A 25,372-nucleotide genomic window follows, 5' to 3' on the forward strand; every position below is an offset into this window, starting at 1 on the left:
CCCCAGAAACGGCTGCAGTGCCGGCGCCCACCCCCATCGGCAACGGTCTCGTCTATGTCTCCAGCGAGATGCCCGGCATCGAGCGCGTGCGCGACGGCCAGAATTTTCGCTACCGCGATGCGGACGGCCGCTGGATCCGCGACGAGGACGAGATCGCACGCATCCGCAAGCTGGCGATCCCGCCCGCCTACGAGCAGGTCTGGATCTGCCCGCTGGCCAACGGCCATCTGCAGGCCACGGGGCTGGATGCACGCGGCCGGCGGCAGTACCGCTACCACGCGGACTGGCGGCTGCTGAAGGACGAAGCCAAGTTCGAGCGGCTGGAGCAGTTCGGTCAGGCCCTGCCCCGCATCCGCGCACGAGTACAGCGCGACCTGAACAAGGCGCGCGGCAAGCCCTCGCGGTCGGCGGTGCTGGCCGCCATCGTGCGGCTGCTCGACACCACCTACCTGCGGGTCGGCAACGAGGAATATGCGCGGACCAACAAGTCCTTCGGCCTGACGACGCTGCGCAACCGGCATCTGCAGTCGACCCGCGGCCGGCTCACGCTGCGCTTTCGCGGCAAGAGCGGCGTGATGCACGAGGCCGAGGTGGGCGACCAACGCGTCGCGCGCGTGGTGCGCCAGTGCCAGCAGCTGCCGGGCCAGGCCCTTTTCCAGTACCTGGACGAGGACGGCGAGCAGCGCCATGTGAGTTCCGGCGACGTCAACGACTACCTGCGCGAGGCGACCGGCGGCGAGTTCACTGCCAAGGACTTCCGCACCTGGCACGGCTCGGTGCAGGCGCTGGAACTCACGCGGCTGGCCTGCGACCGCCAGGTGGAGGAATCAACCGGCCTGCGGGTCCGCGCCAAGGAGATCCTGGCGGCGGTGGCCAGGCAGTTGGGCAACACACCCGCGGTCTGCCGCAAGGCCTACATCCACCCCGCCGTGCTGGAGCTGGGCGGCAAGCTCTCGGCCGATGCCGAGGCGATGTCGAAGGTGTGGGACGGACTGGGGACAGCGCGCACGCGGCGCGGCCTTCTGGCGGCGGAGGGGCGGCTGATGGACTTCCTCCGCCACCACCGGCTCGCGGTGGCGCGCGAGGCGCGTCAGCTCAAGCGGGTTTCATCGACAGCACGACCTCGTCGCGCTCGATCGTGATGGTGCGGCCGAGGTCATCGGCCAGGTTCTGCAGGCACACGGCATCGATGGCCAGGCTGCGTGGGGCACGGTGCGGCATCAACTCCACATCCTCGCGGCCGTCAGGCTTGGGCGCGACGCGCACCCGCACCAGATGGGGCTCGTCCCCGGGCTCGATGCGCACCAGCACCGGCTCCTCGGTCTGGTCGTGAAGGTGGCCCAGCGCCCCCAGCAGCAGGTAACGCAAGGCGGCACCGTCGGGCCAGCGCACCTCGTCCGGCGCCGAGGCGTCGAGGCGCTCGTCGATCTCCAAGGACAGGCCATTGAGGTCGAAAGCGGCGCGCATGAGGCCGGCGCACTGACGCACCAGCTCGCTGCGGGCGAGGCCCTCGTCATTGGTCGCCAGCTCCCAGTCGCGCAGCGCACGCACCGAATCGACCAGCAGCGCCAGCTGGTCGCTGGCCTGGTCCACGCGCTGCATGCAGGCGGCGCCATCGACCGGGTTGGCGCCGGCATGGCGTTTGAGCATCAGCAGCGTCATGCGCAGCAGGGAGACGGGACCCGCCATCTCGTGCCGGAGGGCGGGCAACGCCCGCATGAGAAGTTCATGCCGGACGCCGGCGGCGATCCAGCTGCGGGCGCTGGGGGAGGACTTCATGCGGAAGCCGGTGGGGCCAGCAGCCGGTCCAGCGCGTCGAAGTCGATCGGCTTCTGCAGGTAATGGTCGAAATAGGGCACGGCGTGTGCGCCCGTCGCGTCACCGGCACCGTAGCCGGAGATCGCCACCAGCAGCAGCGGCCGGTCGCCGGCATTGCTGCGCAGATGTTGCGCCACCTCGGTGCCAGGACGGTCAGGCAGCGTGAGGTCGACAAGCGCGACGTCGTAGCTGTCCTGCGAGAAGGCATCGATGGCCTCCTGCGCGGTGTGCGCACAGCGGGCCTGATGGTCCTGCAGGACGATCAGCTCCTGCAGCAGTTCGGCCGCGGAGACGTTGTCGTCGACGATGAGCACGTTCAAGCGGAAGGTCCTCTTGCGTTGTGTCTGGATGGAAGGCCGCTCCGGGGTCGGCAGCCGGTGGGGCAGTATGCGCGCCGCCGTCCGCCCAGGCTGTAGGAACATGCCGACGGCGCGTTCCACGGCCACGCCGGCCCGGCCGGCGCCCCGGTCATTGCCGGGCGGTGCGGATGTTCGGCGGCAGCGCCTGCGGCGAGCTGGTGCGCAAGGGATTGATGTCGAGCCCGCCGCGCCGGGTGTAGCGGCAGTAGACGGCCAGGCGCGTCGGGGCGCAGCGGCGCCAGATGTCCGTGAAGATGCGCTCGGCGCAGGGCTCGTGGAATTCGTTGTGGTTGCGAAAGCTCACGATGTAGCGCAGCAGCCCTTCCTGGTCGATGGGCGGGCCGCTGTAGCTGATCTGCACGCTGCCCCAGTCGGGCTGGCCGGTGACGCGGCAGTTGCTCTTGAGCAGGCGGCTCGTCAGCGTCTCGTTGACCGCAGGCTCGCCCGGCACGGTGCGCAGCAGTTCGGGCCTGGGTTCGTAGTCGGTGCAGTCCACGTCGAGGCGGTCGAGGTCCAGGCCTGACAGCTCCTCCACCCGCTCGGCATCGAACTGGGAAGGTGCCAGCAGCCTGACGCCCACGCTGCCACTGCGCTCGCTGCCGCGCCAGACGGCCTCGCCCAGGTCGGCGCGCAGGCGCTCTCGCACGGCCTCGGCATCGGCGAAGGTGCTGCTGTTGAAGCTGTTGAGGTAGAGCTTGAAGGACTTGCTCTCGATGATGTTGGGCGTCTCGCAGGGCACTGTGAAGTGCGCGATGGCCAGTTGCGGCTTGCCGCGCGGATTGAGCCACGACAGCTCGAAGGCGGTCCACAGGTCGGCGCCGAAGAAGGGCAGCCGCTGCGTGTCGATGCCCATCTCCTCGCGCTGCAGGGCGCGCGGCAGGGGGAAGAGCAGCGAGGGGTCGTAGCGGTCGACGTAGGCCGAGGCCCGGCCCAGCTGCGACTGCTCGGGGGTGTTGTCCAGACTCATGCCGCCGATTGTCGGCGGGGCTCGGCGTCCTGAAGAAAGGGAAGGACATGCCCCGCCAGCTGCGCCGCGACGGCCGGTGGCCAGTCGTGACCCATGCCGGGGACGCCGACGAAGCGCGCGCCCGGAATGCGGCGTGCGGTGTCGCGGCCGCATTCGACGGGCAGCAGCGGGTCGGCCTCGCCGTGCAGCACCAGCGCCGGGCAGACGATCCGCGAAAGAAGCGCGGGCCGTTCGCTGTCGGCCCAGATGGCCAGCAACTGGCGCTGGGTGCCTGCGGGGTCGTAGTTGCGGCGCAGCGCCGTGCGCACCTGCTCGCGCAGCACGGCGTCGTCCAGCGGCCAGGCGGGGCTCTGGATCAGGCGCAGCAGGCCGACGCTGTGGTCCACCAGCGCGTCCTCGCCGGCACTGCGGCGCGGCGGCCGGCGCAACATCGCGGCAGCCACCTCGGTCCGGGGACCGGGCAGGTGGCGGGCCCCGCTGCTGCTCATGACGCTGGTCAGGCTGAGCACGCGATCCGGAGCCGTGGCCGCCATGCGCTGGACGATCATCCCGCCCATGGAGACGCCCAGCACATGCGCCTGGGCGATGCCCAGCGCGTCGAGCAGGCCCAGCGCATCGCCCGCCATGTCCTGCAGGCCGTAGGGCACATCCAGCGCCAGACCCATGCGCATGCGCAGCGCCTGCCACATCAGGTTGCTGCGCGCGGCATCGTGCAGGTGGGTGGAGAGGCCCGCATCCCGGTTGTCGTGGCGCAGCACGCGGTAGCCAGCGCTGGTGAGCGCATCGACCAGCGAGGCCGGCCAGGCAATGAGCTGCATGCCCAGGCCCATGACGAGCAGCACGACGGGCCCGGTGCCGCCGCTGTCTTCGAAGGCGATGTCGATGCCGTTGGCGTGGGCCGTGCCGGAGGTCATCGCGACGCGGTCCCGCTCACTTGAATTCGCCTTCGCGCAGCCACTTGGTGGCCACCCATTTCTCGCCTGCCTCCACCGGCGCGCCGCCATGCAGCGTCTTGGTGGTGGGATGCGGCCGGTCGTAGGAGAAGAAGACGCCCGTGCCCCGCACCGGCGCCACGGCCAGGCCCACGTCCGGAAAGGTGGTGGCGCCGCCGCGCTCGGGCTCCTGCAGGTACATCACCAGCGTGCCCACGCGCTGGCCGCCGCGGCGCAGGATGGTGGGCGTGCCGGGCTCGCCGGGGTCGAAGTAGTCGTAGTGCGGCCTGTACTGGGCGCCGGCCGAGTAGCGCAGGATCTGCAGCCCCTCCCCCCGCTCCACCGGCCAGTTCAGCAGCCGGGCGATGCGGGCCTCGATGCGGCTGACCAGCTCGCTCTCGCCGCGCTGGAAGAACATCCCGTCGCTGGTGCGGTCGGCATTGACGGCCTCGCCGCCGGTCTTGGTCTCGACGGTGAGCGAGCGGGCCAGCCGGGCACGGGCCGCCTCGATCAGGCCCTCGCACTCCTCGTCGCTGAGCAACTGGCCGAAAACGACCACGCGCGGCTGGGCCAGCGTCTGCATCACCTGCACGCGGCGGTCGCCGGCATCGAGGTAGAGCGGGTCACCGTCGAGCCGGGGCTCGGGCATCTCGGTGCGCCGGGGCGGCGGCTCGGCGGGTGCGCCGCGCTCCAGTTCGGCCAGCGCCATGTCGGTCGCATCGTCGCGCCAGCCGGCGGCATGCATCGACGCGCGCAGCGTGGCGACGGAATGGCCGGCAGCGAGCTGGGACTGGATCCACTGCCGGAGTTCGGGGGTGAGGGCTTGCATGCGCTGGGACTCCCTGGGCTTGGGCCGAATGCGTCAGGATACCTTTCAGCCGCGACGGAACACCAGCCGGTCCGGCTGCGAAACCTCGGGCGCGAAGGCATAGCCTTCGAGGTCGAAGGCTTCCAGCCGGCGGGGCGTGCCCGCCTTGTGCAGGATGGCCCAGCGCGCCATCAGGCCGCGGGCGCGCTTGGCATAGAAGCTCACGATCTTGTAGTCGGCGCCCTTGCGCTCCTGGAACACGCATTCGACGACGCGGGCCTTGAGCGCCTTCTGGTCGACGGCCTTGAAGTATTCCTGCGAGGCCAGGTTGATCACCACAGGCGTACGGTCCGCGGCCAGGCGCTCGTTGAGCCACAGCGCGATGCGATCGCCCCAGAAGGCATACAGGTCCTTGCCCTTCGGATTGGCCAGGGCCGTGCCCATCTCCAGGCGGTAGGGCTGCAGCCGGTCCAGCGGACGCAGCACGCCGTACAGGCCGCTGAGGATCACCACATGCTCCTGCGCCCAATCGAGCTGCGCGGCGCTCAGGCTGCGCGCGTCCAGGCCGCCGTAGACGTCGCCGTCGAAGGCCAGCGCGGCCTGTCGGGCGTTCTTGGCGGTGCCCTTGGGGGCCCAGGCCTCGTAGCGCGCGGCATTGAGGGCAGCCAGCTTGTCCGACAGGTGCATCAGTTCGGCCACCTGCAGCGGCGACTTCTGGCGCAGCAGGCCGATCAGCTCGGCGGCGGGGCCGCGGGCGCCTTCGAACACGGGCTGGGTGGCGGGAAGGTCTTCGGGAACGGGCGCTTCGTAATCGAGCGACTTGGCGGGCGAGAGCAGGAAGAGCATCGGGGAATTATGGAAGACCCGGAGCCGCAGAGGCCGCCCCGTAAAATTGCGCGTTTCCCGTCTTCGAACCCCCACGGCCTGCCGGCCCCTGCCGGCTGGCCCTGACTCCATCCGCCCATGAGCGACACCCCCCTGCAACCCGGTCTCCAGAGCCTCGCCAAGTCCTTCGAACCCGCCGCCATCGAGGCCCAGTGGGGCCCCGAGTGGGAGCGCCGCGGCTATGCGAGGGCGGGCTTCCGCGGCACGCAGGCGCCCCAGGCCGGCGCGCCCTCCTTCGCCATCCAGCTGCCGCCGCCCAACGTCACGGGCACGCTGCACATGGGCCATGCCTTCAACCAGACCATCATGGACAGCCTGACGCGCTACCACCGCATGGCGGGCGCGAACACGCTGTGGGTGCCGGGCACCGACCATGCCGGCATCGCCACGCAGATCGTGGTGGAGCGCCAGCTGCAGGGCCAGGGCCAGAGCCGCCACGACCTGGGCCGCAAGAACTTCGTCGCCCGCGTGTGGGAGTGGAAGCAGCAATCCGGCAACACCATCACCGAGCAGATGCGCCGCATGGGCGACACGGTGGACTGGAGCCGCGAGTACTTCACCATGGACGACAAGCTGTCCAAGGTGGTGACCGACACCTTCGTGCGGCTGTACGAGCAGGGCCTGATCTACCGCGGCAAGCGGCTCGTGAACTGGGACCCGGTGCTGATGTCCGCCGTCTCCGACCTGGAGGTGGAGAGCGAGGAGGAAGAAGGCGCGCTGTGGCACATCGCCTACCCGCTCGAAGACGGCAGCGGCAGCCTCACCGTGGCCACCACCCGGCCCGAGACCATGCTGGGCGACGTGGCCGTGATGGTCCACCCCGAGGACGAACGCTACACCGCCCTCATCGGCAAGAAGGTGCGCCTGCCGCTGGTGGACAAGCTGATCCCCATCATTGCCGACGACTACGTCGACCGCGAGTTCGGTACCGGCGTGGTCAAGGTCACGCCCGCGCACGACCACAACGACTATGCGGTGGGCCAGCGTCATGGCCTGGCCATCATCGGCGTGCTGACGCTGGACGCCAGGATCAACGACAACGCGCCCGAGGCCTACCGCGGCCTGGACCGCTTCGTCGCCCGCAAGAAGATCGTGGCCGACCTCGAAGCCGCCGGTGCCCTGGTCGAGACCAAGAAGCACAAGCTGATGGTGCCGCGCTGCGCCCGCACCGGCCAAGTCGTGGAGCCCATGCTGACGGACCAATGGTTCGTGGCGATGACCAAGGTTAGCGAGCAGGACCCGACCGGCAAGAGCATCGCCCAGAAGGCCATCGACGCTGTGCAGTCCGGCCAGGTGCGCTTCGTGCCCGAGAACTGGGTCAACACCTACAACCAGTGGATGAACAACATCCAGGACTGGTGCATCAGCCGCCAGCTCTGGTGGGGCCACCAGATCCCCGCCTGGTACGACGAGGACGGCCGCGTCTACGTCGCCCGTAACGAGGAGGAGGCGCAGAAGCAGGCGCCCGGCAAGACGCTCAAGCGCGACGAGGACGTGCTGGACACCTGGTATTCGTCCGCGCTGGTCCCCTTCTCCTCCCTCGGCTGGCCCGAGGCGCTGGACGACAGGGACGCCCTCAAGGACTACGACCTGTACCTGCCCTCCACCGTGCTGGTGACCGGCTACGACATCATCTTCTTCTGGGTCGCCCGGATGATCATGATGACCACGCACTTCACCGGTCGCGTGCCCTTCAAGCATGTCTACATCCACGGCCTGGTGCGCGATGCGCAGGGCAAGAAGATGAGCAAGTCCGAAGGCAACGTGCTCGACCCGGTCGACCTGATCGACGGCATCGCGCTGGAGCCGCTGCTGGACAAGCGCACCCAGGGCCTGCGCAAGCCCGAGACCGCGCCGCAGGTCCGCAAGAACACGCAGAAGGAATTCCCCGAGGGCATTCCGGCCTACGGCGCCGACGCGCTGCGCTTCACCTTCGCGGCGCTGGCCTCGCTGGGGCGCAGCATCAACTTCGACAGCAAGCGCTGCGAGGGATACCGCAACTTCTGCAACAAGCTGTGGAACGCCACCCGCTTCGTGCTCATGAACTGCGAGGGCCAGGACTGCGGCCTGATGGAGCACACCAAGGCCGACTGCGCGCCGGGTGGCCAGGCCCACGGCTACATGCGCTTCAGCCAGGCCGACCGCTGGATCGCCTCGCGCCTGCAGCGCGTGGAGCAGGAGGTGGCGCAGGGCTTCGCCGAGTACCGCCTGGACAACGTGGCCAACGCCATCTACCAGTTCGCCTGGGACGAGTTCTGCGACTGGTACCTGGAGATCGCCAAGGTGCAGATCCAGACCGGCAACGATGCCGAGCAGCGCGCCACCCGCCGCACGCTGATCCGCACGCTGGAGACCCTGCTGCGCCTGGCGCATCCGATCATTCCCTTCATCACCGAGGAGCTGTGGCAGAAGGTGGCGCCCGTCGCTGGCCGCGAGGGCGCGTCGATCATGGTCGCCGCCTACCCCGTCGCCCAGCCCGGGAAGATCGACGAGGCCGCCGAGGCCCACGTGGCCAAGCTCAAGGCGCTGGTGGCGTCGTGCCGCACGCTGCGCGGCGAGATGAACGTGTCGCCGGCCCAGCGCCTGCCGCTGTACGTGGTGGGCGACGCCGACTTCGTGCGGCAGGCCGCACCGGTGCTCCAGGCCCTGGCGAAGTTGAGCGAAGTCAAGGTTTTTGACGATGAGGCGGCCTGGACGGCCGCGGCGCAGGCCGCGCCGGTGGCCGTCGTCGGCGAGGCGCGGCTGGCGCTGCACGTCGAGATCGACGTGGCCGCCGAGCGCGTGCGCCTGGGCAAGGAAGTCGCCCGCATCCAGGGCGAGATGGCCAAGGCCCAGGGCAAACTGGGCAACGAGGCTTTCGTGGCCAAGGCGCCGCCGGCTGTCATCGCTCAGGAAAAGCAGAGATTGACCGACTTTGGCGCCGCGCTGACACGTTTGCAGGAACAACTCGTGCGACTTGGCTGACAGCGCAGTCAAATGCGTGCAGTAGCATTGAACGATTCACGAATTTCAACTCTCCTGCACACACGCATGCCCACTTCCAGACGCATCCGCAAGGCCGTTTTCCCAGTGGCCGGCTTCGGCACCCGCTTTCTGCCTGCCACCAAGGCGCAGCCCAAGGAAATGCTGCCCGTGGTGGACAAGCCGCTGATCCAGTACGCCGTGGAAGAGGCTTATGCCGCGGGCATCCGCGACATGATCTTCGTGACCGGCCGCAACAAGCGGGCCATCGAGGACCACTACGACACGGCCTACGAGCTGGAAAGCCAGCTCGAAGCCAGCGGCAAGAACGCCCTGCTGCGCATCGCCCGCTCGGTGGCGCCCGAGGACATGACCTGCTCCTACGTGCGCCAGCCGCGCATGCTGGGCCTGGGCCATGCGGTGCTGTGCGCCGAGCATCTGGTGGGCGACGAGCCCTTCGCCGTGCTGCTGGCGGACGACCTGATGGTCGGCCCCGAAGGTGGCGAGGGCGTGCTGTCGCAGATGGTGCGCACCTACAACAACCTCGGCGGCTCCGTGCTGGCCGTCCAGGAAGTGCCGCTGGATCAGGTCAAGCGCTACGGCATCGTGGCCGGCGACGCGATGGGCGACGGCCTGACCCAGGTGCGCGCCATGGTCGAGAAGCCCTCGCCCGAGAACGCACCGTCGCGCCTGGGCGTCGCGGGCCGCTATGTGCTGACCCCCGGTGTGTTCGAGGAGATCCGTCGCCAGCCCAAGGGCGCCGGCGGCGAGATCCAGCTGACCGACGGCATTGCCTCGCTGATGAAGAAGGAAAGCGTCTACGCCTATTCGTACAAGGGCGTGCGCTACGACTGCGGCAGCAAGGAAGGCTTCCTGCAGGCCACCGTCGAACTGGCGCTGGCGCACCCCGAGGTGGGCGGCTTCTTCAAGGACTACCTCAAGAGCCTGCCGCTCTGAGCGGTCTCATCCGCTGGTGATGAACGAAAGGGGCCTCGCGGCCCCTTTCTGTTTCTGGTGGCGTGCGCCGTCTCAGCGGCGCCGGAGTACGTGGATGAACTCCGCGCCCACGGTCTCCTGCGACACCAGCCCGTGGCCGGTCTGGCGCGCGAAGGCCTGGAAGTCACGGGTGGAGCCCGGATCGGTGGCCACCACCTTGAGCAACTGGCCGCTGGCCATGTCGTTCAGCGCCTTCTTGGCCTTGAGGATGGGCAGCGGGCAGTTCAGCCCGCGGGTGTCGATTTCCTTGTCGATGGCGATGTCGGTCATGGGTCTTTATTCCGTGGCGCGGTTCAGGTGGACAGGCCGCGGCGCCGCTCCTCGTTCTCTTCGGCGGTGAAGAACACCGGCTCGTGACCGCGCGTGCGCAGCCAGTCGGCCAGCGCATAGCCGGTGCCGGCGGGCCAGCACTTGAGGTCGGCCAGGTCGTAGAGGCGCCAGTCCACCAGCTCGGGCGAGAGCTTCACCTCGCCCTCGGCCACCACGTGGTAGGCAATGATGACCTGGTTCATGCGCTGGAAGTCGTAGGCGCCTACGATGCCGCAGCTGATCACGTCGAGGTTGGTCTCTTCCTTGACCTCGCGGGCGATGCCTTCGATGGGCGTTTCGCCGGCCTCCATGAAGCCGGTGATCAGCGCAAACATCTTGGGTGGCCAGGCCGCGTTGCGCGCCAGCAGCACCTGCCCGTTGTATTCGACGATGGCGGCCAGCACCGGCGTCGGGTTGTTCCAGTGGGTGTGGCCACAGGCCGGGCAGCGCAGGCGGGCCTTGGGGCCGCCGTCTTCCATCATCTCGATCCATTCGAGCGGCGTGGCACAGGCCTGGCAGAACTTGGGCAGGTTGTTCAAGGACGGGGTCTCCGATGTCGTCGTTATGGTGGTCGTGGGGACGGGGCGAGGGCGGTGCTCAGGCCGGGAACACGCCGGTGGAAAGATAACGGTCGCCGCGGTCGCAGACGATGAAGACGATGGTCGAGTTCTCCACCGTGCGGGCGATCTCCAGGGCCACCCACAGCGCGCCGGCGGCCGAGATGCCGCCGAAGATGCCTTCCTCGCGCGCCAAGCGGCGGGCCATTTCCTCGGCGCTGTCCTGGCTGACGTTGACGACCTGGTCCACGCGCGCGGGGTCGAAGATCTTGGGCAGGTATTCCTGCGGCCACTTGCGGATGCCCGGGATGCGCGAACCCTCCGCCGGCTGGGCACCGACGATCTGGATCGCCGGGTTCTTCTCCTTGAGGAAGCGCGACACGCCGGTGATGGTGCCCGTGGTGCCCATGGCACTCACGAAATGGGTGATGCGCCCGCCCGTCTGCTCCCAGAGCTCGGGGCCCGTGGTCTCGTAGTGGATGCGGGGGTTGTCGGCGTTGGCGAACTGGTCGAGCACGCGGCCTTTGCCCTGCGCCACCATCTGTTCGGCCAAGTCGCGGGCGTATTCCATGCCGCCGCTCTTGGGCGTGAGCACCAGTTCGGCGCCGTAGGCCTTCATGGTCTGCGCGCGTTCGATGGAGAGGTCCTCCGGCATGATCAGCACCATGCGGTAGCCCTTGATGGCGGCGGCCATGGCCAGCGCGATGCCCGTGTTGCCCGAGGTGGCTTCGATCAGCGTGTCGCCGGGCTTGATCTCGCCGCGCTCCTCGGCGCGGCGGATCATCGACAGGGCCGGCCGGTCCTTGACCGAGCCGGCCGGGTTGTTGCCTTCGAGCTTGCCCAGCACCACGTTGCCGCGGGCGGCATTGGCAGCGGCCTCGATGCGTTGCAGGGCCACCAGCGGCGTCTTGCCGACCGCGTCTTCGATCGTCGGATAGGAAATGGTCATGGTTCTTGGATGAAAGGCCGGGCGGCGCCGGAACGGCGCACTCGTCCAGGGCACTGTGCCATAATTTTGGGCTGTCTCGACGCTCCGTGCCGGAGTGGTGAAATTGGTAGACGCAGGGGACTCAAAATCCCCCGCCGCAAGGCGTGCCGGTTCGATTCCGGCCTCCGGCACCAACGATTGCGCGTCATGGCCTTTACGGCCCGCGCCCGTCGTTCCAACCAGCGTTGCGCGTTCCCGCCTTCCGGCATCCGCGGCCTGCGGGCTGGTCCTCGTCCGAGGGCACATGCCGGCCCGGCTTTCCAGGGAGCCCGCCTCCCCTCGTACTGCGCCGCATTGACCGATACGCCCGATTCCCTTCCCCCAGCTTCCGGCATGAGCGACCGCCCGACCGCGCCGATGGGTGCTCGCCCCACCGACGAGACCGACGGGTCACGCATGTCTCCCGCCGGCAACACGCCGGACCCGGCCGTCGAATCCGACAGTCCCGCCTCGCTGCGCCAGCGTTTCGGCGAGGCCGCGTCGATGTTCGGCAAGCTCGACACCCGCCCCTTCGACGAGCGCAACCGCCCCACGCCCTGGTGGTCGCGCTGGCTGCGCCGGCGTTGAGCTGCCCCCCTGATCAGCCCGCGCGGCAGCCGAGCACCGCGTCGCGCACCGCCCGCAGCGCCCGGCCGCAGTCGTCGCGTGTGAGCGGGCCGCCAAGGCACAGGCGCAGGGCCTCGGGCGGCATGCGGTCGGTCGAGAAGGCCTGGCTGGCCACGGCCGCGACACCCATCTGCTGCAACTGCTGCGCCAGCTCGGCACTCACGCAGCGGCCTCCCCTGTCTCCCTCATCGCCCTCCAGCGGCAGCCAGGCATGGAAGCCCTGCGGATGCGTGCGCAGGCCGAGGTCACCCAACAGCTCGCGCGCCAGGGCGCTGCGCCAGCTGCATTCGGCGCGCATGGCATCGAGCGCCTGCGCCGCCAGCCCCGAGCCGAGCCAGTGCGTGACCAGGCCAGTGGTCAGCGGCGAGGCCATCACCGTGGTGGCTCGCAGCGCACCCGCCAGGCGCTGCGTGGCGGCATCGGTGGGCGCCAGCACGAAGGCGTTGCGCAGGCCCGCGCCCAGCCACTTGGAAGTGCCGCTCACGTAGTAGGTGAGCGCCGGTGCGAAGTCCGCCAGCGGCGGTGGCACGGCGGGCGCCAGCATGCCGTAGGCATCGTCTTCGATGATGGGCACGCTGTGGTGGGCGGCGATGTCCGCCAGCGCCTCGCGCCGGCCGAGCGACAGCGTGGCCGTCGTCGGGTTGTGCAGGTTGGGGCACAGGTACAGCGCGCCGATGGACGCGCTCTTGCACAGCGTTTCGAAGGACTGCGGCACGATGCCTTCCTCGTCGCACTGCAGCGGCTGCAGCTGCGTGCCCAACTGCGCGGCGATGGCCTTGAGTCCCGGGTACAGCAGCGACTCCACCGCCAGGCTCTGACCGGGCCGCACCAGAAGGCTCAGCAGCGCCAGCAGCACGCTGTGGATGCCCGGCGCCACCAGCGTGTGCTCGGCGCGGGCATGGCCCACCCACTGGCGCAGCCAATGCGCCGCGGCCTCGCGGTCGCGCGGAGTGCCACCGAAGTCCTGGTAGCGCATCAGCTCGGCCACCGGCGTGGCGGCGACGAAGGCGGCGGCCTCTTCCTGCAGCTGCTGACCCACGGGATGGTCGTTCAGCTCCGGCGGCATGTTCATCGTCATCTCGGCGCCGGTGCCGCCGCGCAGCGGCAGGCCGATGAAGGAGCCGCGCACATACGAGCCCAGCCCCGGCCGCGAGGCGATGAGCCCACGCTCGCGCGCCTGCGCGAAGCCACGCACCACCGTCGTGTAGTTCAGCCCCAGCTGTTGGGCCAGATCGCGCAGCGGCGGCAGCCGGTCACGCGGTGCCAGGCGACCGCGCTGGAGGTCCTCCGCGAGCAGGTCGGGAATGAGCTGATAGGCCGGAAGTTCGCTGTGTCTCAGCCGCGCGGCCCAGTGCGAGAAGGGCATGGAGGAATGGCTTTCAGGCGCTCGGAAAGCTCCAAGTAGAGCGCAATACGCCCCCGCCGTGCGGCCGCGGCGCGTGCTTGTTTTGGTGCGTCATGCCATTGATCGGATGCATTGATTGCATCGGTCTGCGGCGCGCTGGTGCATCGGGTCTGGCGGGTTCGCGGCGCCATGCCAGGCCGCCGTCGGGCGCATGCGCGCATGCCCATTGGCTTGATCGGCCATTGATCGGCCAGGCCACCCGGCCAGCGGCCCGTTCCTCGCAAAGAGGCTGGCACCGCAGTGCGATGCGCCGCTTTCTCGAAAGGCCCCGCGCCGCGGCCCCACCCGATCCACCGCCAACCGCAACCGAGGTGCCCATGCCCCAAGTGACCCATCCCGCAGCCCAGAAGGGCGACTTCCTGGTCGACTACGAAGAGAAGGTCTTCGAAGACGTCAAGGCCGAGCCCGGCGAGAAGGCCCTGGTGACCTTCCACACCGTGGCCTTCGAAGGCTCCATCGGCTTCGTGAACCTGCTGCAGGCCACGCGGCTGCAGCGCAAGGGCTTCGAGACCTCGATCCTGCTCTACGGCCCGGGCGTGACGCTGGGCGTCAAGCGCGGCTTTCCCAAGCTGGGCGATTCGGCCTTTCCGGGCCACCAGAACTTCAACGAGCAGATCACCAAGTTCATCGCCGAAGGCGGCAAGGTCTACGCCTGCCGCTTCGCGCTGCAGGCCCTGTACGGCCACGGCGAAGGTGCGCTGATCGAAGGCATTCGCCCCATCAACCCCCTGGACGTGCTCGACGTCGTGCTGCTGCACCGCAAGCAGGGCGCCTTCATCCTCGACACCTGGACGCTCTGAGCGTCGCCCCGGAGCAGCCGATGGCCCTGCCGAAGAAGAAGACCGTGCGCGCCGCCGCCGCGCAGATCGCGCCCGACCTGGACAGCGAAGGCGGCACCCTGGCGCGCGTGCTGGAGACGGTGCACGAGGCGGCCCGACGGGGCGTGGAGCTGATCGTCTTTCCCGAGACCTTCGTGCCCTACTACCCCTACTTCTCCTTCGTGCAGCCGCCGGCGCGCCAGGGCGCCGACCACCTGCTGCTGATGCAGCGCGCGCCCACCGTGCCCGGCCCCATGACCGAGGCCGTGGCCGCCGCCGCGCGGCAGGCCGGCATGGTGGTGGTGCTGGGGGTGAACGAGCGCGACCACGGCAGCCTCTACAACACGCAGCTGGTCTTCGATGCCGACGGCCGCCTGGTGCTCAAGCGCCGCAAGATCACGCCCACCTACCACGAGCGCATGGTGTGGGGCCAGGGCGACGGCAGCGGCCTGAAGGCCGTGGACACGGCCGTCGGCCGCGTCGGCGCCCTGGCCTGCTGGGAGCACTACAACCCGCTGGCCCGCTATGCGCTGATGGCGGACCACGAACAGATCCACTGCGCCCAGTTCCCGGGCTCGCTGGTCGGGCCGATCTTTGCCGAGCAGATGGGCGTGACCATCCGCCACCACGCACTGGAGTCGGGCTGCTTCGTGATCAACGCCACCGGCTGGCTGCACGACGCGCAGGTGCGCCGGCTGATGCCCGACGAGACGCTGCAGGGCGCACTGCGCGGCGGCTGCCACAGCGCCATCGTCTCGCCCGAAGGCAAGTACCTGGCCGAACCGCTGACCGAAGGCGAGGGCCTGGTGGTGGCCGACCTGGACCTGGCGCTGATCGACAAGCGCAAGCGAATGATGGATTCGGTGGGCCACTACGCGCGGCCCGAACTGCTGTCGCTGGCCATCCGCCGCGACGCCGCATCGACCACACGGCCGCTGGCTGCGCCCGAGCCGGCTCTTCTGTCCGACGACATTCCCCTGCCCCCGGAGGCCGCATGAATCCGCAGACAAGACAGCTGATGACCGAACTGCAGACCCGCGGCCTGCGGCTCGAAGCCCCGCAGGCCGGCGCCGCCAGCCGCCGCGGTGGGGCTGGCCCCTCGGACCACAAGGCCGTGACGGTGGACGGCGTGACGCTGATGGTGCCGGTGCACACGCACGGCGCCTTCGACTCGCCCTTCGTCGCCGGCACGCCCGATGCGCAGGGCCGCGCCACCCTGCGCCACGGCACCATCCCGATCGCGCAGCTTAGCTTTCCGAAGGCGCCGCGCTTCTACGGCCGGCAGACGGCCGACGGCATTCCCTACCAGCAGATCGCCACGCTGCACGGCACCGACGTGCTGGCCACCACCGTGCTGCAGACCTGCATCCGCTACGAGAGCCGGCGCAAGGCCTGCCGCTTCTGCGCCATCGGCCAATCGCTGGCGGCCGGCCGCACCATCGCCCACAAGACGCCCGCGCAACTGGCTGAGGTGGCCCAGGCCGCCGTCGAGCTCGACGGCGTGCGCCACATGGTGATGACCACCGGCACGCCGCCCACCCGCGATCGCGGCGCGCAGGTGCTGTGCGACAGCGCCGCGGCCGTGAAGGCGGCGGTCGACCTGCCCATCCAGGCCCAGTGCGAGCCGCCCGACACCGACGCCTGGTTCCAGCGCCTGAAGGACGCGGGCGTCGACACACTGGGCATGCACATCGAGGTGGTGGGCGAGGACCTGCGCCAGCAGATCCTGCCCGGCAAGGCCGAGGTGCCCATGGCCCGCTACTGGGAGGCCTTCGAGGCGGCCGTGGCCGTCTTCGGTCGCGGCCAGGTCAGCACCTACCTGCTGGCCGGCCTGGGCGACAGCGCGCAGACCCTGCTGGCCACCAGCGAGCGGCTGCTGGCGCTGGGCGTGTATCCCTTCGTCGTGCCCTTCGTGCCCATCAGCGGCACGCCGCTGGAAGACCATGCTCCGCCCGGCGCCGACTTCATGCGCTCCGTGCTGGAGCCGCTGGGTGCCATGGTGCGCCAGGCCGGCCTGCGCGCGGCGGACATCAAGGCGGGATGCGGCAAGTGCGCCGCCTGCTCGACGCTGTCGGTGTTCGAGGACGCGGCGGCGCCCCTGGCCGAGGCCGCCTGAGCGCCGGGTCGCCTGATCTCCAGCCCCCAGACCTCCTGACCGCCCGAACACGCCGACAGCGCCAAAGCCAGTCCCTGCCCGAGTCCTCCGCTGAGCCCATCTCATGATCCTCATCGATGCCCAACCCTGGCTCATGCCGGCGCCCCCTGCGTCGCGGGCCGACCACGCCTTCCGCATCCAGTGGGCCAGCCTTCCGTGGATGCAGCGCGAGGCCCTGGCGCTGCGCCGGCGGGTGTTCTGCGCGGAGCAGCGCGTGTTCGACCGAGACGACCACGACGCCATCGACGCGCTGCCCGGCACGCGCACGCTGGTCGCCTGCTCCACGCTGGCCGGCCTGCCGGACGAGGTGGTCGGCACGGTGCGCATCCACGAGGAATCGCCCGGCACCTGGTGGGGCTCGCGCCTGGCCGTTGCGGCGCCCTGGCGGCGGCATGCGCAGCTGGGCACCGGCCTGATCCGCCTGGCGGTGAGCAGCGCCCATGCCCGCGGCTGCCGCGAATTCCTCGCCCATGTGCAGATGCAGAACGTGCCGCTGTTCGAGCGCCTGCACTGGCGGCAGGACGGCGTGGTGGCGGTGCATGGACTGCCCCATGCACTGATGCGCGCCGACCTGCGGCAGTACCCGCCCTGTCACACGCCGGAGGCTGGCTTCGTGCTGGCAGGGAGCCGCGGATGAGCGCGCGCCACATTTCCAAATCCGTTCGCCCTGAGCCTGTCGAAGGGCAGGACGGCGCGCGGCCTGGGCTTCGACGGGCTCAGCCCGAACGGGTTGGGGGCGATCAGCCCGCCCGGCTTCTGCCCCCGCTGCTCACCGCCCTGCGCGCCGGCCGCGGCTTTGCGCACAAGCGCGACATCGCTCGCGTGATGCACTCGCTGAACGACGACGCGCCCCACGCCATGAGCGGCCCGGCGGTCACGCCGACCCACGCACCGACCACCGTCCCCAACGGCGACGACTGCGCCGTGCTGCCGCTGCCGGGCGGCGGCCACCAGCTGCTGGCCATCGAAGGGCTGATGCCCGACTTCGTGCAGCAGCAGCCGTGGTTCGCCGGCTACAGCGCGGTGATGGTCAACCTGAGCGACGTGGCCGCCATGGGCGGCCGGCCCACCGCCGTCGTCGACGCACTCTGGAGCGCCGACGAGGCCACCACGGCCGAACTGCTGCGCGGCATGCGTGCCGCCAGCGCGCAGTACGGCGTGCCGCTGGTCGGCGGTCATACCAACCTGCGCAGCGCCAGCGCGCAACTGGCCGTGGCGGTGCTGGGCCGGGCCGAGCGGCTCATCTCCAGCTTCGCGGCCCGGCCCGGCGACCGCCTGCTGGTCGCCACCGACCTGCGCGGCGCCTGGCAGGGCGACGCGCCCTTCTGGAACGCCAGCACCGCCGCGCCCGCGGCACGCCTGCAGGCCGACCTGGCGTTGCTGCCGCAACTGGCCGAGACCGGGCTGGTCGATGCCGGAAAGGACATCAGCATGGCCGGCGTGCTGGGCACGCTGCTGATGCTGCTGGAGTGCTCGGGCTGCGGCGCACAGGTGCAACTGGAACGGCTGCCCTGCCCCCTGCCCGCCCAGGGCGGGCCGGACTGGCACGAAGACAGCGTCGCCGCCCATGCCGCGCGGCTGCGCTGGCTCAGCGCCTTCCCCAGCTTCGGCTTCGTCCTCGCCGTTCGGCCCGCGCTGGCCGCCCAGGTGCAGGCCCGCTTCGCAGAACACGGCATCGCGTGCGCCGACGTCGGCGAGGTGCAGGCCGGCACGCGGCTGGAGGTGGCGATGGGCGCGGAGCAGGCCTACCTGTGGGACCTGGCCGAGTCGGGCTTCATCCTCGCCGGGCAGGCGACAGCGGCAACGGTTGCAGCTTCAGCTCCGGCTCGCGCCCCGGCGTTGGTCGAGTCCGCGATGGAGCGCCACCATGCCTGAGCGCCAGCAGGTCGCTCAGGCACGCGAGGGCCTGCACGTCGGCCTGGCCATGCACAGCGTGCTGCCGCGCGGCGGCGTGACCCACACGCTGGAGCTGGCAACCGCCCTCGCCCACCAAGGCATCGCCGTGACCGTCTTCGCGCCCGTGGAACCTGGCCAGTCGCTGTTCCGCCCGCTGGACCGACGCCTGCCGCTGCGGCTGCACGCGATCCCCATGCCGCGCCCCACCGGCACGCTGCTGGCCGATCAGGTCGGCGAGCGCATCGGGGCCCTGCGTGCGGCGCTGCCGGCGGCGGCGGCGCGGGCTGGCGTCGATGTGCTGCATGTGCAGGACAGCCTGAACGGCGCCGCGCTGGCGCAGAGCCCGCCGGCCATGCCCTGGCTGCGCACCGTGCATCACCTCGACGACTTCACCGATCCACGCCTGGATGCCTGGCAGGCCATGGCCTGGCAGCGCGCCCGGGCCGTCTGCTGCGTCAGCGACACCTGGTTCGACCAGTTGCGTGCCCGGTCCGAAGCCCCGCCCGTGCACCGCGTCTTCAATGGCGTGGACCTGCAGCGCTTTTGCCCCGGCCCCGTGGCGGAGGATGCCGCCGCCCTGTCGCCGCTGACCGACGCCGGCCTCGACGACGCGCCGCTGCTGCTGGCCCTGGGCGGCGTGGAGGCGCGCAAGAACAGCGCGCGTCTGCTGGGCGCCTTCGCCCGGCTGCGCCGCGAAGTGCCGCAGGCGGCGCACGCCCGCCTGCTGGTGGCCGGCGGTGCCAGCCTGCTGCAGCACGGTGCCGAACAGCAGCGCTGGCAGGCAGCCCTGGCCGACTGCGGCCTGGACGAAGGCGCCGGCCGGCCGGTCTGGCGCACCGGCCCCCTGCCTGATGCGGCCATCACCGCCCTCATGCGCCGCGCCCGACTCCTGGCCATGCCCTCGCTCTACGAAGGCTTCGGCCTGGTGGCGCTGGAGGCGCTGGCCTGCGGCACACCGGTGCTGGTCTCGCGCCGGGCGCCCTTCACCGAACACCTGACCGGCAGCCCCGGCGTGAGCTGGTGCGAGCCGGAGGACGAGGCCAGCGTGGCGCTCGGCCTCGCCCGCGCCTGGACCCAGCCCCGCCTGCCGCAGCCGCCCGCCGTCTGCCACACCCACAGCTGGGCCCGCAGTGCCCGCGCCCATCTGCAGGTCTACCGCCAATGCCTGGCATCGCCCCCCTCTTCCCTCGCCTCCCAGGACCCCACCCCATGCCTGCCATGACCTACACCCTGCGCTGGCCCGACGCCAGCGAGACCACCGCCTACTCGCCCTCGCTGGTGATCCAGGACTACTTCGCGCCCGGCCAGGCCTATGCCCTCGACGACTTCATGCAGAAGCTGCGCGAGGCTACCGGCATCGCCAACGACCGGGTGCGCGCCAAGTTCGGCTTCGCCTGCTCGCGGGCCAGCGACCAGCTGGCGGACATCGAGGCCCGCGTGGCCCGCCACGCCGGCCAGCCCGGTGCCCAGGTGCAGGTCGTCGCCTTCGGGCCGGCGGACTGAGCAACCGACCGAAGAGCTTCCTCATCCACGGAGAACCCCATGACCGCTTTCACCTCCCTCGCCCCGCACTACCCCGTCGTCGTCATCGGCGGCGGCCAGGCCGGGCTGTCGACCAGCCACTACCTTCAGCAGGCCGGCATCGCGCACGTCGTGCTCGAAAAGCACCGCATCGGCCATGCCTGGCGCGACCAGCGCTGGGACAGCTTCTGCCTGGTCACGCCCAACTGGCAATGCCGTCTGCCCGACTTTCCCTACGACGGCCCGGACCCGAAGGGCTTCATGCTGCGCGACGAGATCGTGGCCTACCTGGAGGCCTTCGCCCGCAAGACCCGACCGCCGGTCATCGAAGGCGTGTCGGTGCAAGGCGTGCGGCGTCATGCGGACGGCATGCTCGAAGTGAGTACCTCGCTCGGCACCTGCCTGGCCGACCATGTGGTGGTGGCCACCGGCGGCTACGACATCCCCATCGTGCCCGCCTGCGCCTACAGCCTGCCGCCGGCCATCACCCAGCTGCATTCGGTGGACTACCGCAACCCGGCCCAGCTGCCGCCCGGCGAGGTGCTGGTGGTGGGTTCCGGGCAGTCGGGCGTGCAGATCATGGAAGACCTGCACCTGGCCGGCCGCAAGGTGCACCTGGCCGTGGGCTCGGCCCCGCGCTCGCCGCGCGTGTACCGCGGCCGCGAATCCACCGAATGGCTGCACGAGCTGGGCTTCTACAAGCTCACGGTGGACCGCCATCCGCTCGGCGACGAGGCCCGCCACAAGACCAACCACTACATGACCGGGCGGGACGGCGGCCACGAGATCGACCTGCGCCGCTTCGCGCTGCAAGGCGTGCGGCTGTACGGCACGCTGGCCGACATCCACGGCACGCAGGTGAGCTTCCGCCCCGACCTCACGCGCAACTTGGACGAGGCCGACGAGGTGTACTGCAACATCCGCCGCGACATCGACGCCTACATCGCGCGCGCCGGCATCGACGCGCCGGTGGAGCCGCCCTTCCAGAAGGCCTGGGAGCCCGATGCCGACCCCACGCTGCTGGACCTGCAGGCGGCCGGCATCACCACCATCGTGTGGGCCATCGGCTTCCGCGCCGACTACCGGTGGATCGACCTGCCGGTCTTCGACGGCCGCGGCCACCCGCGCTTCCGCCGCGGCGTGACCGCCGAGCCGGGGCTCTACTTCGTCGGGCTGCCCTGGCTCAACACCTGGGGCTCGGGCCGCTTCCTGGGCGTGGCGGACGATGCGCGGCACCTGGTCGAGGTGATCGGCCAGCGCATCGCCGCGGCCCACGTGCCCGAGCCGCTCGCCGAAGCGGCCTGACGGTAGCCGGGCTTTCTCAGCCCTCGCCGCCGTACACCGGCTCACCCAGGTTGAGCATCAGCCGGTTGGCCCACGCAAAGATGGCGATGGCGTGGATCAGGTCCAGGATCTCCAGGTCCGACAGGCCCGCCGCACGCAGCGGCGCGATGTCGTCGGCGCCGAAGGCGGCCGGCGTCGCCGTCAGCGTGATCGAGGCCTGCACGATCGCCCGCTCGCGTGCATTGGTGCCCGCGCCCTGGGGTTCGTGGAAGACCTGGGCGATCACGTCGTTGCGCTTGGCCAGCTGCTCGAAGCGCTGTGCATGCACCGAGGCGCAGTACACGCAGCCGTTGATGCGCGAGACGACGGCGCTGGCCAGCTCGCGCTCGGCGCGCGACAGGCCGCCCGGCGCATACATGATGGCGTTGAAGACGGTGGAGCGCTCCTGCAGGATGGCCGGCTGCTGCACCAGCAGCAGGTAGTAGTCGCTGGTCTTGGCCTTGGGATGGCTGCTTTCCAGCACGGCCGTCTGCTCCGGTGTCGCGTTAGCCAGGTCCAGCACCGGCAGCCAGGCCTTCCAGCCCAGCGTCTCGCTGGTGAAGCCGTTGATGCGCACCGGCTCGCCCGGCTTGGGCAGATTGGCCGGGTGCACGAAGGGCGCCGCGTCCTCCTGCGCCGTGGGCGCCGCGGCCTGCGCATCGCCGGCGGCAGCCAGGGCCTGCAGGCCGGCCAGCACGCGCACCTGGTACGAAACGTAGGCGATGAGCTGGGCGAGCGCCACGACGGCCGGCGTGTCGATGCCGGCGGCGGGCAGGCGCAGCAGCGCGACCTGGTCGCCTTCCACGGGCTTGTCGGCCAGGGCAATGCTGAAGCGCAGGATCTCGGCCAGGCGGGCGTCATCCGCCGGCACGACCTGACCATCCAGCGCGGCCTGCTGGGCGGCGGTGGGCGTGCCCAGCGCCAGCAACTGCGTGCGGTAATGGTCGGCCAGCACCGTCACGCCGGCGCGGCGGGCGATCTCGTACGCGGCCAGCAGGCGGTCGGCCAGGCTCAGGCCGGGCAGCGCGGGATCGAAGAGCCGCGCATGGCTGCCCTGCGTGGCCGTGACCACCTTGTCGCGCTGATGGCGCACGGCATGCAGCGGCGCGCCATCGGCCAGCGGCACCAGCGAGTCGATCAGGTCGGGGACGACGGGGGCGGAAACGGCAGAAGTCATGGCTTGGCCTTGGCCGCCGAAGCGGCTTGGTGGAGGAAGTCGCGCACGCCGGCCCAGGAGGCCTCGTCGGCATGCGCATTGGCGGCGGGCGTGCCGCCGCTGGTGCTGAGCCGTCCCGACACCGGATGGGCATAGGCCAGCTGCGTGGTCGGCACGAAGGGGAAGACGATGGAATGGCCGGCGCCCTCGAAGTCGAGATGCTCCACCGGCCATGGATGTTGATGCGCCGCCAGGCGCTCGACCACCATGCGGCCGTACAGGCTGGACGGCCAGGAGCCGTCGTCGGTGGCCGACAGCAGCATCACCGGACCATGGATGCGCTCGACGCGGATGCGGGCGCGCTCCACGGCCTCGGCATCCTGCAGCGCGGTGAGCAAGGCGTTGGCATGGCGGCGCGGCTCGGGGCCTTCGTCCCAGGGCGCCCAGGTGGCGGTGCGGTTGTCCTGCCACAGGTGCAGCAGCGGCTGGCCGCGCCACCACCAGGCCGGGCCGTTGCGGCTGTCGGGCCCGTTGGCCGGGTTGCAGGCGTTCTGCGCGCTGTGCACCACGGCACCGGGTACGTAGCCGATCACGGCCGAGACCAGCTCGGGCATCAGCGTGGCGAGCAGCAGCACCAGCTCGCCGCCGCGCGACTGGCCCGACAGGGCGACGAAGCCGCCCGCCGGCTTGAGCTGCGCATGGATCCACTGCAGGGCCGTCTCGAAGTACTCCAGGTGCGTGTCGGAGATGTGGTCCGGCCGGCCGGGCGACTTGAAGTAGCCCACGGCCAGGGCTGCGTAGCCGTGCGACGCGTACAGCGCCGCCCGCGGCTCGTTGATGCCGCCGCCACTGCCGTTGAGCACCATCACCGCCGGATGCGGGCCCGGGCCGGGCGGCAGGAAGAGCGTGGCCGACAGGCCGTCGTCGCGCACCTCGCGGCGCGTCACGCCCTCGCCCATCAACCGCTGCACGAAGGCGGCCTGCCAGCGGCTACCGTCGGCGCGCGTCAGCACGAGTTCCGTCGTGAGCGGCGCGGCCGGTTCGGCGGCAAAGACCTCGCGCGGCGCGCCGGGCCGCTCGGGCACCTGCGCCCAGACCAGGCCCATGGGCAAGGCGCCCTCGTAACTGCCGCCGGGCTGCGGCGCATCGCGGCCCAGGTCGACAGTGCCGTGGGCATCCGCGATCAGCTCGACCTGCGCCGTCCAGGCGATGCTCGGGCCGCGCACGGTGCGGCTCTCGACGCGCACCCGCTCGCCGGGTGCGAGCCCGTCGGCCACGATGCGCCGTGGCACGTCGATCAGCGCATCGGCTGGCGTGACTTGCAGCATGGATCAGTTCGTCCGCGTGACCTGCATGGCCGTGGTGCGGTCGCTCAGCAGCGGCACCACCTTCAGGCCCTTCTTCGCGGCCCAGATGTTCTGGTAGTGGAAGAGCGGGATGTGGCCCACGTCGTCGGTCACCAGCTTGGCCGCGTGGCGGAAGATCGCTTCGCGCCGACGGGCGTCGAACTCGACGGTGGCGGCGTCCAGCGCCTTGTCCACGTTCTCGTTGCTGTAGCGGCCCCAGTTGTTGATGCCGCGGCCCCGCTTGGGGTCGTAGCTGGCCAGTGTCTGCAGCAGGCCGTAGCCGGCTTCGCCGGTGCCGTTGCCCCAGGCGATCACGCTGACGGCGTACTCGTTCTTGGACGCGCGGCCCGAGTACACCGACCAGGGCACCACCTCCACCTTGGTCTTGACGCCGATGCGCGACCAGAACTGCGCCACAGCCTGCACCGTCTCGGGCGCCTGCGGATAGCGGTCGCCGGGCACGTGGATGGCGATCTGGAAGCCCTGCGGATAGCCGGCCTCGGCCAGCAGCTTCTTCGCCTGCTCGGCGTTGTAGGGAATGTCCTTGACCTCGGGGTTGTAGCCGAAGCTGTTCTTGGGCATCCACTGGTTGGCCTCGGTCACGGTGCCCTGCAGCACGCGGTCCACGATCGCCTTGCGGTTGATGCCCAGCGACAGCGCCTGGCGCACGCGAACGTCGGTCAGCGGGTTCTTGTCGAGCACCTTGCCGGCGTTGTCGGTGATGAACTCGTTGGGGCCTTCGCGCAGCGTGGGCTGCAGCAGCAGCACGCGCAGGCCGGGGTAGGTGTAGACGCTGACCTTCGGGTCCTTGCGCAGCTTCTCGACGTCGGTGACGGCCACCTTGTCGATCACGTCCACGTCGCCGGCCAGCAGCGCCGCGGTGCGGGCCGCGCCGTTGTTGATGAAGCGGTAGGTCACCTTGTCCCACTGCGGCTTGGGTCCCCAGTAACTGGGGTTGCGCTCGAACACCGTGCGGTCGCCCGGCGTGTACGAGATGAACTTGTAGGGGCCGGTGCCCACCACGGCCTTGCCGCTGTTGTAGTCCTCGGTGCGGGCCTTCTCGCCCACATGCTTGCTCACCACGTAGATGGAGGCGATCTCCAGCGGCAGCATGGGGTTGGGCGTGCTGGTCTTGACGATCAGCGTGCCCGGGTCCTTGGCGGTGGCCGACTCGACCGAGCGCAGCGCGCCCGAGTACGAGGCCACCGAGCCCGGCACGCTGCGCGCGCGCTGGAAGGAGAACACGATGTCATCGGCCGACACGGGCGTGCCGTCCTGCCACTTGATGGCGGTGTTGATCTTGAATTCCCAGGTCTTGTCGTCCAGCGACTTCCAGCTGGAGGCCAGCCCCGGGTCCAGCTTGCCGCCGTCGCGCGAAGTGACCAGCGAATCCCAGAAATGCAGCGCCAGCGACCGGTCGCCCGCATGGTTGTTGAGCTGCGGGTCCACCGAGGAGACCGGGTCGGCGAAGCCGATGGCGAGGTTCTGCGCCGCGGCGCCGGCGGCGGCGATCAGGGCGGCGGCGGCGATGGCCGCGGTGCGCAGGGAATGGGGAGTCATGGCGAT

General features: G+C 70.4%; 25 protein-coding genes and 1 tRNA gene. 13 read left to right on the forward strand and 13 right to left on the reverse strand.

The genetic code is table 11. The annotated features are described in order from the left end of the window. The first annotated feature begins 68 nt into the window (after nucleotides 1–68). Nucleotides 69–1,142, forward strand: coding sequence for a DNA topoisomerase IB (locus KBC94_RS09135; RefSeq protein WP_294369205.1), 1,074 nt, complete (start codon nucleotides 69–71; stop codon nucleotides 1,140–1,142). Here KBC94_RS09135 and KBC94_RS09140 read toward each other — a convergent pair. The 6 genes from KBC94_RS09140 to yaaA all read right to left on the reverse strand — a co-directional run bounded on the left by KBC94_RS09140 (nucleotide 1,096) and on the right by yaaA (nucleotide 5,730). After that, nucleotides 1,096–1,779 (reverse strand): hypothetical protein, encoded by a 684-nt coding sequence (locus tag KBC94_RS09140; RefSeq protein WP_294368976.1) that lies wholly within the window; start codon nucleotides 1,777–1,779, stop codon nucleotides 1,096–1,098. The two genes, KBC94_RS09135 and KBC94_RS09140, sit on opposite strands and share 47 nt — an antisense overlap. Further along, nucleotides 1,776–2,132, reverse strand: coding sequence for a response regulator (locus KBC94_RS09145; protein WP_294369207.1), 357 nt, complete (start codon nucleotides 2,130–2,132; stop codon nucleotides 1,776–1,778). The genes KBC94_RS09140 and KBC94_RS09145 overlap by 4 nt, the downstream gene beginning before the upstream one ends. A 154-nt stretch (nucleotides 2,133–2,286) precedes the next feature. Beyond that, complete coding sequence (gene queF, locus KBC94_RS09150; protein ID WP_294368982.1) at nucleotides 2,287–3,144, reverse strand: NADPH-dependent 7-cyano-7-deazaguanine reductase QueF; 858 nt, start codon at nucleotides 3,142–3,144, stop codon at nucleotides 2,287–2,289. Then, nucleotides 3,141–4,058 (reverse strand): alpha/beta hydrolase, encoded by a 918-nt coding sequence (locus tag KBC94_RS09155; protein WP_294368984.1) that lies wholly within the window; start codon nucleotides 4,056–4,058, stop codon nucleotides 3,141–3,143. Before KBC94_RS09155 ends, queF begins: the two co-directional genes overlap by 4 nt. Before the next feature lie 16 nt (nucleotides 4,059–4,074). Beyond that, nucleotides 4,075–4,905 carry a 2OG-Fe(II) oxygenase gene (locus tag KBC94_RS09160; RefSeq protein WP_294368987.1) on the reverse strand — a complete coding sequence of 277 codons (831 nt, stop codon included), beginning with the start codon at nucleotides 4,903–4,905 and terminating at the stop codon, nucleotides 4,075–4,077. 45 nt (nucleotides 4,906–4,950) lie between these two features. Continuing rightward, on the reverse strand, nucleotides 4,951–5,730 hold the full coding sequence (yaaA, locus tag KBC94_RS09165; RefSeq protein ID WP_294368988.1) for a peroxide stress protein YaaA: 780 nt from the start codon (nucleotides 5,728–5,730) through the stop codon (nucleotides 4,951–4,953). A gap of 117 nt (nucleotides 5,731–5,847) precedes the next feature. Between yaaA and KBC94_RS09170 the strand changes: the two genes are divergently transcribed. Both KBC94_RS09170 and galU read left to right on the forward strand, forming a co-directional pair. After that, nucleotides 5,848–8,733: a valine--tRNA ligase gene (locus tag KBC94_RS09170; RefSeq protein ID WP_294368990.1), complete on the forward strand. Its 2,886-nt coding sequence runs from the start codon at nucleotides 5,848–5,850 to the stop codon at nucleotides 8,731–8,733. Nucleotides 8,734–8,799: 66 nt separating this feature from the next. Then, nucleotides 8,800–9,687: a UTP--glucose-1-phosphate uridylyltransferase GalU gene (gene galU, locus KBC94_RS09175; RefSeq protein WP_294368993.1), complete on the forward strand. Its 888-nt coding sequence runs from the start codon at nucleotides 8,800–8,802 to the stop codon at nucleotides 9,685–9,687. A 72-nt stretch (nucleotides 9,688–9,759) separates the two neighbouring features. Here galU and KBC94_RS09180 read toward each other — a convergent pair whose 3' ends face one another. The 3 genes from KBC94_RS09180 to cysM are packed head-to-tail and all read right to left on the reverse strand — an operon-like array spanning nucleotide 9,760 to nucleotide 11,535. Beyond that, on the reverse strand, nucleotides 9,760–9,987 hold the full coding sequence (locus tag KBC94_RS09180) for a sulfurtransferase TusA family protein (RefSeq protein ID WP_076511107.1): 228 nt from the start codon (nucleotides 9,985–9,987) through the stop codon (nucleotides 9,760–9,762). Between the two features lie 32 nt (nucleotides 9,988–10,019). Beyond that, the gene (locus KBC94_RS09185) at nucleotides 10,020–10,574 is read right to left on the reverse strand and encodes an NUDIX domain-containing protein (RefSeq protein ID WP_076510984.1); all 555 of its coding nucleotides are present in this window, start codon (nucleotides 10,572–10,574) and stop codon (nucleotides 10,020–10,022) included. Nucleotides 10,575–10,632: 58 nt separating this feature from the next. Next, a complete protein-coding gene (cysM, locus tag KBC94_RS09190) occupies nucleotides 10,633–11,535 on the reverse strand; it encodes a cysteine synthase CysM (protein WP_294369212.1) in 903 nt (300 codons plus the stop codon). A 94-nt stretch (nucleotides 11,536–11,629) separates the two neighbouring features. On the opposite strand from cysM, the gene KBC94_RS09195 reads away from it, so the two are divergent. Continuing rightward, nucleotides 11,630–11,714: transfer RNA gene (locus tag KBC94_RS09195), tRNA-Leu, on the forward strand. Between the two features lie 199 nt (nucleotides 11,715–11,913). Next, entirely contained in the window at nucleotides 11,914–12,147 is a 234-nt protein-coding gene (locus KBC94_RS09200) for a hypothetical protein (RefSeq protein WP_294369000.1), read from the forward strand. A 13-nt stretch (nucleotides 12,148–12,160) separates the two neighbouring features. Here the strand turns inward: KBC94_RS09200 and KBC94_RS09205 are convergent, their stop codons facing one another. Next, a complete protein-coding gene (locus KBC94_RS09205; protein ID WP_294369003.1) occupies nucleotides 12,161–13,552 on the reverse strand; it encodes a PLP-dependent aminotransferase family protein in 1,392 nt (463 codons plus the stop codon). Between the two features lie 356 nt (nucleotides 13,553–13,908). On the opposite strand from KBC94_RS09205, the gene KBC94_RS09210 reads away from it, so the two are divergent. The 8 genes from KBC94_RS09210 (at nucleotide 13,909) to KBC94_RS09245 (ending at nucleotide 21,286) form a co-directional block, all read left to right on the forward strand. Next, nucleotides 13,909–14,391 carry an MSMEG_0572/Sll0783 family nitrogen starvation response protein gene (locus tag KBC94_RS09210; protein ID WP_017761953.1) on the forward strand — a complete coding sequence of 161 codons (483 nt, stop codon included), beginning with the start codon at nucleotides 13,909–13,911 and terminating at the stop codon, nucleotides 14,389–14,391. Between the two features lie 20 nt (nucleotides 14,392–14,411). Then, on the forward strand, nucleotides 14,412–15,407 hold the full coding sequence (locus KBC94_RS09215) for a Nit6803 family nitrilase (RefSeq protein WP_294369008.1): 996 nt from the start codon (nucleotides 14,412–14,414) through the stop codon (nucleotides 15,405–15,407). A gap of 20 nt (nucleotides 15,408–15,427) precedes the next feature. Then, nucleotides 15,428–16,525, forward strand: a complete 1,098-nt coding sequence (locus KBC94_RS09220) for an MSMEG_0568 family radical SAM protein (protein WP_294369010.1) — start codon at nucleotides 15,428–15,430, stop codon at nucleotides 16,523–16,525. Between the two features lie 133 nt (nucleotides 16,526–16,658). Beyond that, nucleotides 16,659–17,201, forward strand: coding sequence for an MSMEG_0567/Sll0786 family nitrogen starvation N-acetyltransferase (locus KBC94_RS09225; protein WP_294369214.1), 543 nt, complete (start codon nucleotides 16,659–16,661; stop codon nucleotides 17,199–17,201). 119 nt (nucleotides 17,202–17,320) lie between these two features. Further along, entirely contained in the window at nucleotides 17,321–18,439 is a 1,119-nt protein-coding gene (locus KBC94_RS09230) for a sll0787 family AIR synthase-like protein (RefSeq protein ID WP_294369216.1), read from the forward strand. After that, on the forward strand, nucleotides 18,432–19,682 hold the full coding sequence (locus tag KBC94_RS09235; RefSeq protein WP_294369012.1) for an MSMEG_0565 family glycosyltransferase: 1,251 nt from the start codon (nucleotides 18,432–18,434) through the stop codon (nucleotides 19,680–19,682). Before KBC94_RS09230 ends, KBC94_RS09235 begins: the two co-directional genes overlap by 8 nt. Next, on the forward strand, nucleotides 19,670–19,963 hold the full coding sequence (locus tag KBC94_RS09240; RefSeq protein ID WP_294369014.1) for an MSMEG_0570 family nitrogen starvation response protein: 294 nt from the start codon (nucleotides 19,670–19,672) through the stop codon (nucleotides 19,961–19,963). Before KBC94_RS09235 ends, KBC94_RS09240 begins: the two co-directional genes overlap by 13 nt. Nucleotides 19,964–20,002: 39 nt before the next feature. Further along, on the forward strand, nucleotides 20,003–21,286 hold the full coding sequence (locus KBC94_RS09245) for an MSMEG_0569 family flavin-dependent oxidoreductase (RefSeq protein WP_294369016.1): 1,284 nt from the start codon (nucleotides 20,003–20,005) through the stop codon (nucleotides 21,284–21,286). A 16-nt stretch (nucleotides 21,287–21,302) separates the two neighbouring features. On the opposite strand, the gene KBC94_RS09250 is transcribed toward KBC94_RS09245, so the two are convergent. From KBC94_RS09250 to KBC94_RS09260, 3 genes are read right to left on the reverse strand one after another with little or no spacing between them, the layout of a single operon-like run. Continuing rightward, nucleotides 21,303–22,481 (reverse strand): peroxidase-related enzyme, encoded by a 1,179-nt coding sequence (locus tag KBC94_RS09250; RefSeq protein WP_294369019.1) that lies wholly within the window; start codon nucleotides 22,479–22,481, stop codon nucleotides 21,303–21,305. Further along, entirely contained in the window at nucleotides 22,478–23,788 is a 1,311-nt protein-coding gene (locus KBC94_RS09255) for an acyl-CoA thioester hydrolase/BAAT C-terminal domain-containing protein (protein WP_294369021.1), read from the reverse strand. Before KBC94_RS09255 ends, KBC94_RS09250 begins: the two co-directional genes overlap by 4 nt. A 3-nt stretch (nucleotides 23,789–23,791) precedes the next feature. After that, entirely contained in the window at nucleotides 23,792–25,366 is a 1,575-nt protein-coding gene (locus KBC94_RS09260) for an ABC transporter substrate-binding protein (RefSeq protein ID WP_294369023.1), read from the reverse strand. Between the last annotated feature and the right edge of the window lie 6 nt (nucleotides 25,367–25,372).

Origin of the sequence: Pseudacidovorax sp. (assembly GCF_017991995.1) — a bacterium.
In the GTDB taxonomy this organism is placed as follows: Bacteria; Pseudomonadota; Gammaproteobacteria; order Burkholderiales; family Burkholderiaceae_C; genus Xenophilus.